Origin of the sequence: Georgenia deserti (genome assembly GCF_042680605.1) — a bacterium.
GTDB classification, from domain to species: Bacteria; Actinomycetota; Actinomycetes; order Actinomycetales; family Actinomycetaceae; genus Allobogoriella; species Allobogoriella deserti.
In genome coordinates this window covers 37,502-53,154 of record NZ_JBHUEE010000012.1, presented here as the reverse complement: position 1 = coordinate 53,154, position 15,653 = coordinate 37,502, and the positions used below count along the sequence as shown (strand labels likewise).

Here is a 15,653-nt window from a genome sequence, read left to right as displayed (position 1 = left end):
TCGGTCACCGACGCGCCGGTGCCGCCGTCTCCCCTGCCGGCGCGGTGCCACGGACTCTCGCGATGAACCGCATCACGTGGTAGATCGCGAGGGCCGCGCCCGACCCGAGGGCGATGCCGCCGAAGACCATGTCCCCGGCCACCCACGTGTAGTCGGCGATCGCGACCACGAGCGCGACTGCCGCGGTGTTGAGATTCACCGGGTCCGAGAAGTCGACGCGGTTGCTCACCCAGATCCGCACCCCGAGGACGCCGATCATCCCGTAGAGCACGGTCCCGGCGCCGCCGAGAACCCCGGCCGGCACCGAGGCGACCACCTCGCCGAACTTCGGCGAGAAGCTCAGCAGGAGGGCGAAACCCGCCGCGACGAGGTACGCCGCCGTCGAGTACACGCGGGTGGCGGCCATCACGCCGATGTTCTCGGCGTACGTCGTGGTCCCGGAGCCGCCACCGGCGCCGGCGAGCACGGTGGCCGCACCGTCTCCGATCAGGGCGCGCCCCATGACCGGGTCCAGATCGCGCCCGGTCATCGCCGCCACTGACTTCACGTGACCGACGTTCTCGGCCACGAGGACCAGCACCACGGGCACGAACAGCCCGAGCAGCGACGGATCGAAGGTCGGAGCCACGAACTCCGGCAGGCCGATCCAAGCCGCCTGACGGACCTGCTCCAGGTCCACCTCGCCGCGGATCGAGGCCACGGCGTACCCCAGGGCCACGCCCAGCAGGATCGACAACCGGCCGAGGAATCCGCGGAAGAGCACCGCGCAGAGCAGGATCGCGGCGATCGTCGCCGTCGCGGTGACCGAGCCGGTCTGCACGTTGTCCCAGGCCGCGGGCGCGAGGTTGAGCCCGATGAGAGCCACGATGGCGCCGGTGACCACGGGCGGCATGACGACGTCGATCCAGCGCGCCCCCGCCACGTGCACCACGACGCCCACCAGTGCCAGCAGCACGCCGACTGCGACGACGCCGCCGAGGGCGTGCGACATCTGCCCGGTCGCGGCGGCGGCGCCGATCGGCGCGATGAACGCGAACGACGAGCCCAGGTAGCTCGGCACGCGGCCGGCGGTGACCACGAGGAACAGCACCGTGCCGACGGCGGAGAAGAACAACGTCGTCGCCGGCGGGAAGCCGGTGATCGCCGGCACGAGGAATGTCGCGCCGAACATGGCGATGACGTGCTGGGCGCCGATGCCGATCGTCTGCGCCCAGCCGAGCCGCTCGTCCGGCGCCACCACCTCACCGGGAGCGATCCGGCGCCCGTCCCCGTGGATCGTCCATCGCCACCACCTGCGCGTGCCCATACCGTCTCCCCTCCACTGGTCCGGCGCACACACTAGACGGCGCGGGGACGATGGCGGTCCGTGCCGGGCTTCGTCGCCGGCAGCCTGTGAGATTCTGGGGGCCGCCGGACAGGAGGGGCATGAGCGAGTCGAACCTGGGGAACCAGGAGAACGCAGCGGCGGACGGCACGGGTGGGAACCCGGAGAACCCGTTCGCCCCGCCGAACGCACCTCGGCCGGCCGAACCGGGCCCGTCCGGCGGGCACGGCTCCTATCCGTCCTATCCGGCGGCGCCCACCTACGGACACGCGGACCCCACCACACCGCCGCCACCCGGCCTGGCGCCCGACGGCCCGCCCGGCCCGGCCGCTCCTGCCGATCCCCGCGAGCCGGTCTTTCCGGGTACCGAGTTCGCCCGCGACGCGGTCTCCCTCGACGGCCCGGGTTATACCGTCCGCGCCCCGCGCAACCACCCCCTCGCCGTCGCGGCGGTGACGCTCGGTGCGCTGGCCGTTCTGCCGGGGCTCGGCATCGGCGCCGTGGTGTGCGGACACCTCGCGCTGCGCACCCTGCGCGAACCCGGCCCCTACGGCGGCCGCGGCCTCGCTCTTGCCGGCCTCGTCCTCGGTTACGTGCTCACCGGGCTGTGGTCGCTGCTCGGGTTGGCGCTGTGGACCCAGCAGTGAAGCCGTTCCTGCTGCTGGGCACGCGCCCGGAGGACGCTGCGGCCGACGCCGAGTATGAGGCCTTCCTGCGCTACGGCGGCCTCGCCGAGCACCAGCTCGTCCGCGTACGCCTGGAGTCCGTGCCGCTGCCGGAGATCACGCTGGACGACTTCTCCGGCGTGATCCTCGGCGGGAGCCCGTTCACGAGCTCGATCCCCACGGCCCACAAGTCCGATACCCAGCGCCGCGTCGAGCACGAGCTCGCGGGCCTGCTCGAACGGCTCGTCGCGGCCGACTTCCCCTTCCTCGGGGCGTGCTACGGCGTCGGCACCCTCGCCCGCCAGCTCGGCGCCGCCGTCGACCATACCCACGCCGAACCGATCGGCCCGATCACGGTCGAGCTGACCGAGGACGGCACGGCTGATCCGTTGCTGGCCGGGTTCCCGTCCTCGTTCACCGCCTACGTCGGCCACAAGGAAGCGGTGGCGAAGCTCCCTCCGGGTGCGGTCCTGCTCGGACGTGGCGCGGCCTGCCCGGTGCAGATGTTCCGGGTGGGCACGCATCTGTACGGCACCCAGTTCCATCCGGAGCTCGACGAGCCGGGGATCGTCGAACGCATCGCCATCTACCGGGACGCCGGATACTTCGATCCCACGGAGCAGGCCGAGGTCGAGGCCCGGGTCCGCGGGGTGGACGTCAGCGTGCCGCAACGGCTGATCGCGGCGTTCGTCGCCCGTTACGCGCGCTGACAGCGCATCCGTGGCGTCTCACACCGCGGGCAGCCCGCCGCGGCCGCCCGGTGCGGGGAGCATCATCGGCGGGCATGAGCACGAACGATCCTGCGCCGGGCGGCCCCACGGCCGCCGAGGAACGCAGCGGCCGCACCGCGGTGACCGTCTTCCCGGTGCTCATCCTGCTCGGCGCCGCGGCAGGCTTCTGGCTGCCGGAGACGTTCGGCGCCGTCGCACCGGCGATCAACCCGCTGCTCGGCGTCATCATGTTCGGGATGGGCCTGACGCTCACACCCCCGGACGTCAGACTCGTCGCGACCCGCCCCGTGCCGGTGCTTCTCGGGGTGCTTGCCCAGTTCGTCATCATGCCGCTGGCGGGGTGGCTCATCGCGGTGGCGCTCGGCCTGCCGGCCGAGCTCGCGGCCGGCGTCATCCTCGTCGGGTGCGCCCCCGGCGGCACCGCCTCGAACGTGGTGGCGTACCTCGCCAAGGGGGACACCGCGCTGTCGGTGGCGATGACCACGGTCTCCACGCTCCTCGCGCCGTTGCTGACACCACTGCTCACCCTGTGGCTCGCCGGCCGGTACATGCCGGTCGACGGCGCCGGAATGGCCCTGACCATCGCGCAGATCGTGCTGGTGCCGGTGGCGCTCGGCCTGGCCGTCCGGATCCTGCTGCCGCGGCTGGTCGCCCGCGCGCTGCCGGTGCTCCCGTGGATCTCGGTCATCGCGATCGCACTGGTCGTCGCAGCCGTGGTCTCCGGCAGCGCCGACGCGATCGTCGAGGCCGGGCCGGCGGTGCTGGCGGCGGTGGTGCTGCACAACGCCTTCGGCTTCGCGCTGGGCTACGGCGCGGCCACCGTGACCGGCCAGCCGGAACGGGTGCGGCGGACCGTCTCGGTGGAGGTCGGCATGCAGAACTCGGGGCTGGCCGCCGGCCTGGCCACGGCCTACTTCAGCCCGCTCGCGGCCCTGCCCGGGGCGGTCTTCTCGGTGTGGCACAACATCGCCGGCGCGATCGCCGCGGCCGTCCTGCGCCGTCGTCCGATCGACCGGCGGTGAGTCTTCGGGACGCGTGCGCGGTCCGCGCGCGCACACGCGCGCCGTGTGTCAGAGTGCTCCGGTGACAGACCTGCCTGACCTCGGCCTACGCCGGAAAGTCGCGACGACGTTGCCCACCGAGCACGGCACGTTCCAGCTGTACGGCTACGACGGCGCCGGTGGACTCGGCCACGTCGCGCTCGTCATGGGGGACCTCGACTCGAGCCTCGGCGGGCCGCCGCTGGTGCGGGTGCACTCCGAGTGCCTGACCGGTGACGCACTCGGCTCGCGCCGCTGCGACTGCGGTGAGCAGCTGCAGGCCGCACTGGCCGAGATCGCCCGGGAAGGCCGCGGCGCACTGGTCTATGTCCGTGGACACGAGGGGCGCGGCATCGGGCTGCTGGCCAAGCTGCACGCCTACGCCCTGCAGGACACCGGCGTCGACACCGTGGACGCCAATCTGCGGCTCGGCTATCCCGCCGACGCCCGCACCTACGAGGAGGTGGCGCAGATCCTGCGCGACCTCGGCATCGACCGGATGCGGCTGATGTCGGCCAACCCCACCAAGGCGGAGCACCTGGCCGCCCTGGGCATCGACGTCGTCGCGCGGACGACGCTGCCGGTCGCCGACCGCCCGGAGAACGCGTTCTACCTGGACACCAAACGCCGCCGTATGCGCCACGACGCGGTCGAGGCACTGCCCGACGCCTGGGCGCAGCTGCTCACCGGGAACGTCCCGGACCGGGCCGTGCCGGGCACGGACGCGGCGCTGGTGGAGCGGTACGGGCCGCTGGTGCGCGCCGGCAGCCCGCTGACGCTCGCGCAGCTCGGGCAGAGCATCGACGGGTTCATCGCCTCCCGGACTGGTGACGCCGAGTTCGTCACGGGCGAGCAGGACCGCACACACCTGCATCGGCTGCGAGCCCTGGTGGACGCCGTCGTGGTCGGGGCCGCGACCGTGGCCGCCGACGATCCGCGCCTGACGGTCCGTGCCGTTCCGGGCCCGAACCCGGTCCGGGTGGTGCTCGACCCCCGCGCGAGCGCGCCGCGGGAGGCGCACGTCCTGCGGCAGGGCGAGGCGCGCACGTTGTGGCTGGTGGGACCGGACGCGACGGCAGAACCGACGGCCGAGCACGTCGAGGTGGTCCGTGTGCCGGTCTCGGGCGGCGCCGGGTTCGCGCCGGCCGACGTCCTGCAGGCGCTCCGGGACCGGGGCTTGGGCCGGGTGCTCGTCGAAGGGGGCGGCCGGGTGGTCTCCTCCTTCCTCGCCGCGCGCGTGCTGGACCGCCTGTTCCTCACGACAGCGCCCCTGCTCATCGGTGACGGTGTGCCCGGCATCCGGTTCGACGGGTCGGACCGGCTGACCGACGCGCTGGCCGGCCCGGTGCGGCGGTTCGCACTCGGCGACGACGTGTGCACCGAGTTCGACCTCACCGGCCGGCACCGGGCCGAGAGCTGACCTCGGCGAGCAGGTCGGCCACGACGGCTGCCGTGGTGTCCCATCCGGGCAACCGTTGGCGCCGATCTCGCGCGCTGCGGCGCAGTGCGGTCCGCAGGCTCGGATCGGTCAGCCACCGCCGGAGCACGGCCGCGAGCGCGACGGCATCGCCCGGGGCGACGGCGCAGCCGGGCAGGTGACCGTCGGGGCCCGGGTCACCGAGGGCCTCGACCGCGCCGGTGCCGGCGCTGACGACGGCCGGGACACCGTGGGCGAGCGCCTCCGCGACGACGAGGCCGTAGGTCTCGGTGCGGGAGCTCAGCACGAGCAGGTCCGCCGCGTGCCACTCGTCCTCGAGATCGGCGCCGGTGCGCGGACCGGGAAGACTGACGCGGTCTCCGAGCGCCGACTCACCGACGAGCGTGGCGAGGTCGGTGGCGTACTCCGGGACGGCGTCGTGAGGGCCGATCAGCCGGGCGGTCCAGGGCAGGTCGCGCAGCAGCCCGAGCGCGCGGACGAACGTGGCCTGATCCTTCGTCGGGGACAGGGTCCCCAGGGCGAGCAGGCGGGGCGGGTCCGAGCCGACGGCGACGGCGCCGCGGCGCATCCCGGGGCGGGCGAGGCGGACGTCGTCGAGGTCGTGCCGCCGGGTCAGGTCGGCGGCCGCGGTCCGACTGGTGGCGATCACCGTGGTGGCCGCGTGCAGCGCCTGCCGTTCGGTACGTTCGCGGCGGTCACGCTCGTCCGGGTCCAGGCCGACCTCGTCCGCCGTGGCCATGTGCACCAGCACGAGGACGGCGTGGCCCGCGGCGACGGCACGGGCGAGGGCGTCGGGGGCGCCGGAGGCGACGATGCCGTCGACGATCGCGACGGGGTGGTCGGTCAGCGCCCGGGCGAGGCGGTCGGTCTCCTCCCGGCTCGGCTGCGGCCAGCTGCCGGGCAGGGCCCGGACGGCGACCTCGGTGCCGGCGGCACGCAGGGCGGCGACGAGCTCGCGGTTGTAGGTGGTGCCGCCGCTGGGACGCTCGTCGTCCCAGGTGACGAACCCGACGGCGCCGGTCATCACGAGCCCGTCACAGCTCGCGGGTGTACGTGGCCCACGCGTCGGGATGTTCCCGGAGGGTGACGTCGAGGCCGGTGTAGACCCCGGGTTCCAGCCGATCGGCGACGCGGTCGGCGACGATGCGGGCCAGTGTCTCGGTGGTGGTCAGGACGCCCTGCAGGTCGGGGTGCTCGTCGAGATTGGTGTAGTCGAGGTCGGCGATGGCGTCCTTGAGGAGACCGGTCGCCTCGCCGATGTCGATGACGGTGGCGTCCTCGCCCAGCTCGCGACGCCGGATGGTGAGCTCGACGACGAAGGTCGCGCCGTGCAGCGCCTGCGCCGGCCCGAATCCGGGGTGAGGCAGCGAGTGGGCGATCATCATGTGGTCGCGGACGGTCAGGGCGTACACGGTTCTCCTCAGGCGTTGGGGTAGACGATCAGGTGGCACAGCGGCGAGCCCTCACCGGCAGCGAGGCGGGGCATGACCTCGGGCAGGTCGGCGAGGTCGGACCGCCCGGTGAGGAAGACGTCGAAGACCGGGTCGGCAAGCAGGCGCATGGCCAGGGCGAGCCGGTCCGCCGTCGTGCGGCGAGCCCGTCGGGCGGCTGCGACGGCCCCGACCTGACTGGCCCGGATGCTCAACCGGCGGGCGTGGAAGTCCGTCCCGAGCGGGACGCGCGGCGCGGCTGTGCCGTACCAGGACACTTCCACGAGCGTGCCGTCGTCACCGAGGATCTCGAGGCCGCGAGCCAGTCCAGCTTCGGTGGCGGAGCAGTGGATCACCAGGTCGCAGTCCCCCGCGGCGTCCTCGGGGCGGACCAGGTCGACGCCGAGCGCCTCGGCGAGGTCGGCACGCGCCGGGTCGACGTCGACGAGCTGCAGCCGGTCCAGCGGGAAGGTCCGGGCCAGGGCGGTGACCATGCCGCCGACCATGCCGCCGCCGACGACGGCGATGCGGTCCCCGAGGTGAGGTGCGGCGTCCCACAGGACGTTGACGGCGGTCTCCACCGTGCCGGCGAGGACGGCGCGGTCGGTGGGGACGTCGTCGGGAACCGGGGTCACGGCCCCGACCGGGACGACGTACCGGTCCTGGTGCGGGTGCAGGGCGAAGACGCGGCGCCCGACGAGGCCGGCCGGCCCGTCCTCGACGAGACCGACCGAGAGGTAGCCGTACTTGACGGGACCGGGCAGGTCACCGTCCTGGAACGGGGCTCGCATGAGGTCGGCGACCTCGGCCGGGACACCGCCGGTATGGACGAGGGTCTCGGTGCCGCGGGAAACGCCGGAGCGAAGCGCACGCACGAGCACCTCCCCCTCGCCCGGCCGGCGGCCGCGTTCGCTGCGGAGCTCACCCGTTCCGGGGGCGAGGGTCCAGTAGGCGGTCCACATGGACACGATTGTCTCGTGCCGTGCCTCCGGTAGCTCGTCGAGGGTGTCTCCGGAGCGGATCGACCGGCGCCGGTGTCACAACCCGGGCGCCGGCGGTGTCACCGTCATGACCTTGAGAAAGGAATGACCGTGACGATCGAACTCGCCCCCGCCCGCAACGACGCCCGGATCCCTCTGGAGACGTCCGGACCGCTGGCCTGGCTGCTGACCCGTCTCTCCCGCCGGATCTACGGCAAGGTTCTCGACCCGCTGCGGGTCGCCTCCCACCACCGGCCCGTCCTCGTCACCTCCCTGCTGCTCGAGGCCGGCGCCGGGCGGTGGAAGAAGCTGCCCCGCCAGCTGCAGGCGCTGGCTGTCATGACGACCGCCCAGGAGATCGGCTGCTCCTGGTGCATGGACTTCGGCTACTGGGAGTACCACCACCGCGGCGTCGAGCCGCGCAAGCTCCGCGACGTCCCGCACTGGCGCGAGAGCCCCGTCTACACCCCGATCGAGCGGGCCGTGATGGCCTACGCCGAGGCGGCCACCGCGACCCCGCCGACCGTGACCGACGAGATGGTCGCCGACCTGCGCGAGCAGCTCACCGACGCCCAGGTGGTCGAACTGGCCTCGCTCGTGGCGCTGGAGAACCACCGCTCCCGGATCAACGCCGGACTCGGCCTGACGAGCCAGGGATTCAAGGCAGAATGCGAGGTGCCCCAGCCTCGCGCGAGCTGAGATGAGGACGACGACGGACGCGACCGCACACAGCCGCCTCTTCGAACAGCACCGCGGTGCGCTGTTCGGAGCCGCCTACCGCGTGCTCGGGACCGTCAGTGACGCCGAGGATGCGGTGCAGGAGACGTGGCTGGCGTGGGCGCAGGTCGATCTCGACGGTGTCCGTGACGCCCGCGCCTACCTCGCGCGAGCGGCCACGCGGCACGCGCTCAACATCGTCCGGGCTCGCCGGCGGCGCCGCGAGGAGTACCCGGGGCCGTGGCTGCCCGAGCCGATCTCCACGGGTGAGGGTGCGGCTCCGGACCGGGCGGCCGAGCTCGCCGACGACGTCTCGCTCGCGTTGCTGGTGGTGCTCGAATCGCTCAGTCCGCTCGAGCGTGCGGCTTTCGTGCTGCGGGACGTCTTCGCGCTGCCGCACGCCGAGGTGGCGCAGACCCTGGACCGGTCCGAGGAGGCGGTGCGCCAACTGGTCAGCCGGGCGCGGGCACATGTGCGTGAGCGGGCGCCGCGCCACCCGGTCGACGCCGAGACGCACCGGCGGGTGACCGACGCCTTCCTCGCGGCGACCCGAGGGATCAGACCGGTGGATGAGGTGGTCTCCCTGATGGCGCCGGACGTGGTGCTGACCAGCGACGGCGGCGGCCGCTCCAAGGCGGCGCGCCGCCCGGTCCTCGGCCGCGAGAAGGTGATGCGCTTCGTCGCGGGCGTGCTCGCCACCCCGGAGGTCGCCGCCCTGGAATGGCACGCCGGAGAGATCAACGGCATGCCGGCGATGCTCGGCGTCGGCGCGGCCGGGGTGGACACGGTCGTGTGGTTCGAGGTCGACGGCGGCCTGGTCACCGACGTCTACCTCGTGCGCAATCCGGACAAGCTCCACGCCGTCCGGGTGCCGGGGGCGGTCCACCCCACCGCCGCTTCGACCGGGAAAAGCCCGGAACCATGACGGGGTTTCCGCATGATTCCGGGCTTCACAGCGCGGTAGCGGTGGGATTCGAACCCACGGTGGCTTTGACACCACACAGCATTTCGAGTGCTGCACCTTCGGCCGCTCGGACACGCTACCGGCGACGACTTTACCGTTCTGCCCTCTCGCGCCCCAATCCCGCCAGGAGTGGGACCGGTCACGTCGGGCCAGGTCAGGGCACGACGAGCGGCCCGCACAGTCAGCGGCCGAGCACGTGGTCCTGCAGTTCGACGTCGTCTCCGAACCGGTCGAGGGTGAAGGTGGCCACGTCCTCGTCGGGCGTCGCTCCCTCCGCGAGGTCGGCGAGGATCTCGCCCATGAGCGCGGAGAACTTGAAGCCTTCGCCGGTGTCTCCGCAGGCGATGACGACGCCGCCATCGAGCCGGTCGATGACGAACCGCCCGTCCGGGGAGGCCGTCCAGGAGCACACCTGCGCGTCGGCCACCCGTGCCTCGGTGAGGCCGAGATCGCGGTGGCCCCGTTCGAGCGCCCGGGCGGTGATCCCCTCGTCCGGCGTGCGGTCGGTGTCGCCCGGCCGGAGCGGGCGCAGGTCCTCGTCGATGCCGATCTTGAAGCCCACTCCGGGTGTGGGCATCGAGTACAACGCGGGCTGCTGCGTGCCGTCCTCGCCCGTCCGCGGGCCGTCGACCACGCACGGCAGGTCGTCGTAGCGGTGGCGACCGGCCGGGTCGGCGAGGTGGACGACCTGCTGCAACCGCGGCCCGAACGGCAGGTCGATCCCCAGGCTCGCGAGCAGCGGCTGGGCTCCCGGACCGGGCGCCAGGACCACGACGTCGCCGGACCAGATACGCCCGTCGGCCGCCTCGACGCGCGTCCCGTTCGCCGTCGTCCGTACCTCGCGGATCTCCGTGCCGGTGACCACCTCGCCGCCGGCGTCCTCGAGCAGGGCGGCCTGGGCCCGCAGCGAGGTCTCGGCGAGCACCGGGCCGGCCTCGTCGTGCCAGATGGCGCCACGTCCGTCCGAGCGCAGTCCCGGGAAGAACCGGCCGACGTCCTCCGGGTCGACCACCTGGTGCGGGATCTGCTCAGCACGGAAAGCGTCGGCCACGGCCTCGAGCGTGACGTCGTCGCGCCACAGCAGTCCGCGGCGCAGGTAGGTCTCGGTTCCGGCGCGGCGGGCGAGCCGGTCCATCGCCGCCACGCTGCGCAGCGCCAAGCGGGTGCGGACCCGGTCCGGATGAGACATACGCCAGATCCGCGTCGGACCGGTGGAGGACGAGAGCGGCGAGGCGAGGCCGTACCGGTCGATGAGGACGACGGCGTGCCCGCGCCCGGCAAGGGTGGCGGCCGCGGGCAGTCCCCAGGCGCCCGCCCCGACGACGACGCAACGCATGTGTCCGGCTCCCGTCAGAAGTTCTGGGTTAGTTCGCGCCACGGCCGCAGCAGCGGACGCAGATCCCCGGTGCACACGGGTATCGCCTCGTCGGTGATCCGGCCGGCGGCGGCGCCGTCATCGGCCGCGGGATCCTCCGCCGGGCCGGCGTGCACCGGCGACTGCGTGAGCAGGCGCGTCATCAGCTCACGGACCTGATCCTCCCCCGCGAGGTACAGCTCGGGCTCCGTGCCGGTGCGCATGCGGACGAAGGCCCACCAGCCGTCGGCGACCTCGGGCTCCTCGGCGAGCTCGGCGCGGGGCAGCGCCCAGTGGTCGTGGTCGGTCACCGATACCCGGATCCGCCGGAGGTCACCGGCCCCGTTGAGGATCTCGACGACGTCCTCGTCGTCGTCCGCCCAGGCGACGTCGACCGCCGCGAGATAGGACGCGACGACCTCGCGGCCGCGGACGGCCAGCGTGGCGAGGTCGGTCCGCTCCGGCTCCATGGCTCGACGGTAGAGCGGGCGCGACGGCCGCGCGCGACGGCGCGCCGCCGTTCTCGCCGTCGTAACCTGGCTCGGTGCCTGACAGCAACCGCCCGGGCGGACCGCAGTACGCTGCGGCGGATCTGTTCCCGACCGGTTCGGCGCCCCGGCTGGTGATCCGGCCCACCACGATCGCTCCCCCGGCCGAGGAGCGCCGGCCGGATCCGCCGGACCTCCGGGCCGCGCTCGAGCCGCTGGTGAGTGCCTTCGCCGGCCGGCGGCTGGCCGTGCTCACCGGCGCGGGTATCTCCACCGACTCGGGCATCCCCGACTACCGCTCCCCCGGCTCCGCGCCGCGCCGACCGATGACGCACCAGCAGTTCGTCGCCTCCGACCGGTTCCGCCGGCATTACTGGGCACGCAACCACCTCGGGTGGCGGCACCTGCAGCAGGCGGAGCCGAACGCCGGCCACCGGGCCCTCGCCGCGATGGAACGCGACGGTCTGCTCACCGGCGTGATCACCCAGAACATCGACCTGCTGCACGTGCGGGCCGGATCCCGGACCGTGGTCCACCTGCACGGACGGTACGACCGGGTGCTGTGCCTGTCCTGCGGCCTGGAGATCAGCCGGGAGGAGCACGACCGGGTGCTGGTCGAACTCAACCCGCACTGGCGTGAGCGCTTCGCCGAGCTGGAGGACCTCGAGGTGGCTCCGGACGCCGACGTCGTCCTCGAGTCCACGGCGGACTTCCGGATCGCCGACTGTCCGCGATGCGGCGGGATCCTCAAGCCGGACGTCGTCTTCTTCGGGGACAACACGCCACGCGAACGCGTCGAGGCGGCCTACGCGATCGCCGACGAGGCTGAGGGCCTGCTCGTGGCCGGGTCCTCGCTCGCGGTGATGGGCGGCCTGCGGTTTGCCCGGCGCGCGGCCAAGGCGGGGCGCCCGGTGGGGATCGTCAACCGCGGCAGCACCCGCGGGGACGATCTGGCCACGGCGAGCGTTCACGCCGGCACCTCGCAGGCCCTGCCGCTGCTGGCCGAGATGCTCGCGGCGCACCGCTGACCTGCCCCGCGCCCGGTGGCCCGTCCGCCGGCAAGCCCGTCAGCTCGTCAGCTCGTCAGCTCGTCAGCGGACGGTGAACCCGGACAACCCCTCGGGGTCCTCGTCGGTGACGTCGACGCCGGTCACCGCGGCCGCCGGGGGCCCCTGCCGCACCCAACCGGTCATCGACTCGACTGCGGAGGTCTCGCCCTCGAGAACAGCTTCGACCGTCCCGTCGGACCGGTTACGCACCCAGCCGCGGACACCGGCACGGGCGGCCGCCTGCTCGCACGCGTAGCGGAACCCGACTCCCTGGACCCGGCCCCGCACGATGAGACGTCTGCGGATCATGCCTCCAGTCTCGCCCGGGACCCGCAGCGTGCACATCCGCGCCGGACTGTGGTGCTCACACGTGCATGTGGTACCCAGCCATGCGCGCTGTCGCTCGTTTCAGCGCCACTGGCGCGACGCCGCCGACCATGCAACGGCCCTACCGCCGGCGGACGCCGAAGAAGTCCTGGAGCACCTGCGCGCACTCCTCCTCGCGGACCCCGGAGAGCACCTCCACGCGGTGGTTGAGGCGGGCGTCGCGGACCACGTCCCGGACCGATCCGGCGGCACCGGCCTTCGGGTCCCACGCCCCGAGCACGATCCGGCCGATCCGGGCCAGCACGAGCGCGCCCGCGCACATCGTGCACGGCTCCAGCGTGACCACGAGGGTGCACCCGTCCAGCCGCCAGCCGGCGAGCGCACGGGACGCCTCCCGCAGGGCGAGGATCTCGGCGTGCGCGGTGGGGTCGCCGTCGGCCTCGCGACGGTTACGCCCGCGGCCGAGTACGGCACCGTCCGGTCCGAGGACGACGGCGCCGACCGGCACGTCACCTCCGGCAGCAGCCCGGCGGGCCAGGTCCAGCGCCTCATCCATGGCTCCCTCGACCGCAGGATCGGGCGCCGGCGCACGCGCAGAACCGGTCATGGCGTCATCATGGCAGCCGGTAGGTTGGCGTCCATGCGTGTCCACGTGGCCGACCACCCGCTCATCGCCCACAAGCTCACCATCCTTCGCGACGAGACGACCCGGTCGCCGACGTTCCGGCTGCTGGTGGACGAGCTCGTCACGTTGCTCGCCTACGAGGCCACCCGTGAGGTGCGGACCACGACCGTGGAGATCACCACCCCGGTGGCGCCCACCACGGGCACGCACCTCGCCTCGCCCCAGCCGATCGTGGTGCCGATTCTGCGCGCCGGTCTCGGCATGCTCGACGGCATGAGCCGCCTGCTGCCGACGGCGGAGGTCGGGTTCCTCGGCATGCAGCGCGACGAGCAGACGTTCGAGGCGATCACCTACGCCGAACGGTTGCCGGACGACCTCTCCGGACGGCAGTGCTACGTGCTCGACCCGATGCTCGCAACCGGTCACACGCTCATCGCTGCGATCGAGTACCTGCTCGCACGCGGGGCCGTCGATGTCACCGCGATCTGCCTGCTGGCCGCCCCGGAGGGGCTGCGCACCGTCGAGGAGGCGATCGGTGCGCGCGGCGACGTGACGATCGTGACCGCCGCGGTCGACGAACGGCTCAACGAGCAGAAGTACATCGTGCCTGGCCTCGGTGACGCCGGAGACCGGCTCTACGGCGTCGTCGACTGACCGCCGCCGCGCGGAGGGCAGCCGTCGGCGGCCGAGCCGGCTCGCGTGCGTCCTCGTCACGGCCGCCACCCTACGGACCCGCGGTCAGGGTCGGGCGTCGGAATCCTCCATCCGCAGCAGGGCCAGGAGGGAACGGATGGTCTGGCGTGCGGCGAGGAGCTCGCGTCGCTGGACGCCGCCGGTCGCGAGCAGGGCCAGGTGCTCGTCCTCGGCGTCGGCAGCCAGATTGGCCAGGAGGCGGCGGCCGGCGTCGGTGGGGGCCACCAGGGGCGAGGACCGGTGGCGGGGGTTGCGGACCTTCTCCGCGAGCCACTCACGGGACAGGTCGTCCACCACGCGCTGCACGCTCTGCCGCGTCAGGCCCAGACGGGAGGCGACACCGGGGACGGTGGCCGGCTCCTGCGCGATCACGGCGAGCACGTGCCATCGCGCCACGGACTGGCCGTGCCGGGCGGCCAGACGCTGATGTCGCTCCCGGGAGAGGCCGGCCAGTTCCTCGACGTCGGCGATGAGGTACCGGTACGCCTCGGCCTCGTCGCCGCTCATCGGTCCGCCCCTCCTCGACGTCATGACAGCACCCTGTCCAATATTGACAGAGTACTGTCACTCTTTTGGTCGCGGGCGACCCCGACACGCGGCAAGGGCGGCCTCGAGGTCCTCACGGAGATCCTCGACGTCCTCGAGTCCGACGGACAGCCGCACCGTTCCGCCGGTGATCCCCATGCTCGCGCGCAGCTGCGGGTCCACCCGGCAGTGCGTCGTCGTGGCGGGGTGGGTGGCGAGGGACTTGGCATCACCGAGATTGCTGGACAGGTCGACCACACGCAGAGCGTCGAGGAACGCGAAGGCCGCCTCGTCGGACGAGCGGCCGCCGGCACCGGCGAGGGTCACCGTCACCACCGTGCCACCGCCGCTCATCTGGGCGCGGGCGAGGTCGTGCTGCGGGTGGGACGGCAGGAACGGGTAGCGCACCGCCTCGACGCCCTGTTGCGCCTCCAGCCAGCTCGCCAGATCCGCGGCTGCGGCGGCCTGGGCACGTACCCGGACCGGCAGTGTCTCGAGCCCCTTGGTCAGCACCCACGCGTTGAACGGGGCGAGCACCGGCCCGCTCATCCGGTACAGGGTGCGGATCCGGCCCTGGACGAGATCCGTGCCACCGAGGACCGCCCCGCCCATGCAGCGCCCCTGGCCGTCGATGTGCTTCGTCGCCGAGTACACGACCAAGTCGGCACCGAGCTCGAGCGGGCGCTGCAGCACCGGGGTAGCGAAGACGTTGTCGACGACGACCACGGCTCCCGCCCGGTGGGCGAGTCGGGCGATACGCGCCAGGTCGAGCACGTCCTGCATGGGGTTGGACGGCGACTCCAGGAAGACGACGTCCGCAGGCGTCGCCAGCGCCCGCTCCCACTGCTGCGGATCGGTGCCGGTCACGTAGTCCGTGCGCACGCCCCACTCGGGCAGGATCTGGTCGAAGATGGTCACGGTGGAGCCGAACAACTCCCGTGCTGCGACGATCCGGGACCCGGAACGGACCAGCGCGGCGACGGCCGTGAAGACGGCCGACATCCCGGTCGCTGTCGCCAGGCACGCCTCGGCCCCCTCGAGCAGAGCGAGTCGCTCCTGGAACGTGGTCACGGTCGGGTTCGCGTACCGCGAGTAGCTGTAGCGGTCGATCTCCTCGGCGAAGGTGGCCGCCGCCTCGTCGGCGGTGTCGTAGACGAACCCCTGGGTCAGGTAGAGGGCCTCCGAGGTCTCCTGGAAGCCGCTTCGATGCTGCCCGCCGCGCACGGCGAGTGTCTGCGGGCGCAGGCGCCCGGCGTCGGGGGGACACGGCAGGTCGGGCACGGGCATCCTCCATCAGCGGCGT

The 15,653-nt window shown here is 73.1% G+C and carries 18 protein-coding genes and 1 tRNA gene; 8 read left to right on the top strand and 11 right to left on the bottom strand.

Translation table 11 applies throughout. The features are described from left to right. Nucleotides 1-4: 4 nt before the first annotated feature. Nucleotides 5-1,306 (bottom strand): uracil-xanthine permease family protein, encoded by a 1,302-nt coding sequence (locus ACFSE6_RS17910; RefSeq protein ID WP_388010584.1) that lies wholly within the window; start codon nucleotides 1,304-1,306, stop codon nucleotides 5-7. Between the two features lie 119 nt (nucleotides 1,307-1,425). Between ACFSE6_RS17910 and ACFSE6_RS17905 the strand changes: the two genes are divergently transcribed. From ACFSE6_RS17905 to ribA, 4 genes are all read left to right on the top strand, one after another. Then, on the top strand, nucleotides 1,426-1,971 hold the full coding sequence (locus tag ACFSE6_RS17905; protein WP_388010581.1) for a DUF4190 domain-containing protein: 546 nt from the start codon (nucleotides 1,426-1,428) through the stop codon (nucleotides 1,969-1,971). Further along, the gene (locus ACFSE6_RS17900; RefSeq protein ID WP_388010641.1) at nucleotides 1,968-2,699 is read left to right on the top strand and encodes a glutamine amidotransferase; all 732 of its coding nucleotides are present in this window, start codon (nucleotides 1,968-1,970) and stop codon (nucleotides 2,697-2,699) included. The genes ACFSE6_RS17905 and ACFSE6_RS17900 overlap by 4 nt, the downstream gene beginning before the upstream one ends. Before the next feature lie 74 nt (nucleotides 2,700-2,773). Further along, entirely contained in the window at nucleotides 2,774-3,742 is a 969-nt protein-coding gene (locus ACFSE6_RS17895) for a bile acid:sodium symporter family protein (protein WP_388010578.1), read from the top strand. Nucleotides 3,743-3,803: 61 nt separating this feature from the next. After that, nucleotides 3,804-5,180 carry a GTP cyclohydrolase II gene (gene ribA, locus ACFSE6_RS17890; RefSeq protein ID WP_388010575.1) on the top strand — a complete coding sequence of 459 codons (1,377 nt, stop codon included), beginning with the start codon at nucleotides 3,804-3,806 and terminating at the stop codon, nucleotides 5,178-5,180. Here the strand turns inward: ribA and ACFSE6_RS17885 are convergent. The 3 genes from ACFSE6_RS17885 to ACFSE6_RS17875 are packed head-to-tail and all read right to left on the bottom strand — an operon-like array spanning nucleotide 5,152 to nucleotide 7,590. Beyond that, the gene (locus tag ACFSE6_RS17885; RefSeq protein WP_388010572.1) at nucleotides 5,152-6,222 is read right to left on the bottom strand and encodes a glycosyltransferase family 4 protein; all 1,071 of its coding nucleotides are present in this window, start codon (nucleotides 6,220-6,222) and stop codon (nucleotides 5,152-5,154) included. The genes ribA and ACFSE6_RS17885 overlap by 29 nt on opposite strands. 10 nt (nucleotides 6,223-6,232) lie before the next feature. Then, the gene (locus ACFSE6_RS17880; RefSeq protein WP_388010569.1) at nucleotides 6,233-6,610 is read right to left on the bottom strand and encodes a 6-pyruvoyl trahydropterin synthase family protein; all 378 of its coding nucleotides are present in this window, start codon (nucleotides 6,608-6,610) and stop codon (nucleotides 6,233-6,235) included. 8 nt (nucleotides 6,611-6,618) lie between these two features. Further along, on the bottom strand, nucleotides 6,619-7,590 hold the full coding sequence (locus tag ACFSE6_RS17875; RefSeq protein ID WP_388010638.1) for a zinc-dependent alcohol dehydrogenase: 972 nt from the start codon (nucleotides 7,588-7,590) through the stop codon (nucleotides 6,619-6,621). Between the two features lie 123 nt (nucleotides 7,591-7,713). Here ACFSE6_RS17875 and ACFSE6_RS17870 point away from each other — a divergent pair, with 123 nt between their 5' ends. Continuing rightward, nucleotides 7,714-8,307, top strand: coding sequence for a carboxymuconolactone decarboxylase family protein (locus tag ACFSE6_RS17870; protein WP_465254182.1), 594 nt, complete (start codon nucleotides 7,714-7,716; stop codon nucleotides 8,305-8,307). A 1-nt stretch (nucleotide 8,308) separates the two neighbouring features. Then, on the top strand, nucleotides 8,309-9,250 hold the full coding sequence (sigJ, locus tag ACFSE6_RS17865; protein ID WP_388010563.1) for an RNA polymerase sigma factor SigJ: 942 nt from the start codon (nucleotides 8,309-8,311) through the stop codon (nucleotides 9,248-9,250). A 33-nt stretch (nucleotides 9,251-9,283) separates the two neighbouring features. On the opposite strand, the gene ACFSE6_RS17860 is transcribed toward sigJ, so the two are convergent. The 3 genes from ACFSE6_RS17860 to ACFSE6_RS17850 all read right to left on the bottom strand — a co-directional run bounded on the left by ACFSE6_RS17860 (nucleotide 9,284) and on the right by ACFSE6_RS17850 (nucleotide 11,113). Further along, a tRNA-Ser gene (locus ACFSE6_RS17860) sits at nucleotides 9,284-9,370 on the bottom strand. Between the two features lie 100 nt (nucleotides 9,371-9,470). Beyond that, complete coding sequence (locus tag ACFSE6_RS17855; RefSeq protein ID WP_388010560.1) at nucleotides 9,471-10,625, bottom strand: FAD-dependent oxidoreductase; 1,155 nt, start codon at nucleotides 10,623-10,625, stop codon at nucleotides 9,471-9,473. Nucleotides 10,626-10,639: 14 nt separating this feature from the next. Beyond that, nucleotides 10,640-11,113, bottom strand: a complete 474-nt coding sequence (locus ACFSE6_RS17850; protein WP_388010557.1) for a hypothetical protein — start codon at nucleotides 11,111-11,113, stop codon at nucleotides 10,640-10,642. Nucleotides 11,114-11,283: 170 nt separating this feature from the next. Here ACFSE6_RS17850 and ACFSE6_RS17845 point away from each other — a divergent pair, with 170 nt between their 5' ends. Next, nucleotides 11,284-12,159 carry a Sir2 family NAD-dependent protein deacetylase gene (locus tag ACFSE6_RS17845; protein WP_388010635.1) on the top strand — a complete coding sequence of 292 codons (876 nt, stop codon included), beginning with the start codon at nucleotides 11,284-11,286 and terminating at the stop codon, nucleotides 12,157-12,159. A gap of 63 nt (nucleotides 12,160-12,222) precedes the next feature. Here the strand turns inward: ACFSE6_RS17845 and ACFSE6_RS17840 are convergent, their stop codons facing one another. Both ACFSE6_RS17840 and tadA read right to left on the bottom strand, forming a co-directional pair. Next, the gene (locus ACFSE6_RS17840; protein ID WP_388010554.1) at nucleotides 12,223-12,489 is read right to left on the bottom strand and encodes an acylphosphatase; all 267 of its coding nucleotides are present in this window, start codon (nucleotides 12,487-12,489) and stop codon (nucleotides 12,223-12,225) included. A 139-nt stretch (nucleotides 12,490-12,628) separates the two neighbouring features. Beyond that, nucleotides 12,629-13,114, bottom strand: a complete 486-nt coding sequence (tadA, locus tag ACFSE6_RS17835; protein ID WP_388010551.1) for a tRNA adenosine(34) deaminase TadA — start codon at nucleotides 13,112-13,114, stop codon at nucleotides 12,629-12,631. A 33-nt stretch (nucleotides 13,115-13,147) separates the two neighbouring features. On the opposite strand from tadA, the gene upp reads away from it, so the two are divergent. After that, nucleotides 13,148-13,786 (top strand): uracil phosphoribosyltransferase, encoded by a 639-nt coding sequence (gene upp, locus ACFSE6_RS17830; RefSeq protein WP_388010548.1) that lies wholly within the window; start codon nucleotides 13,148-13,150, stop codon nucleotides 13,784-13,786. Nucleotides 13,787-13,870: 84 nt separating this feature from the next. Here the strand turns inward: upp and ACFSE6_RS17825 are convergent, their stop codons facing one another. Beyond that, the gene (locus tag ACFSE6_RS17825; protein ID WP_388010545.1) at nucleotides 13,871-14,332 is read right to left on the bottom strand and encodes a MarR family winged helix-turn-helix transcriptional regulator; all 462 of its coding nucleotides are present in this window, start codon (nucleotides 14,330-14,332) and stop codon (nucleotides 13,871-13,873) included. A gap of 57 nt (nucleotides 14,333-14,389) precedes the next feature. Further along, the gene (locus tag ACFSE6_RS17820; RefSeq protein ID WP_388010542.1) at nucleotides 14,390-15,637 is read right to left on the bottom strand and encodes an O-succinylhomoserine sulfhydrylase; all 1,248 of its coding nucleotides are present in this window, start codon (nucleotides 15,635-15,637) and stop codon (nucleotides 14,390-14,392) included. Between the last annotated feature and the right edge of the window lie 16 nt (nucleotides 15,638-15,653).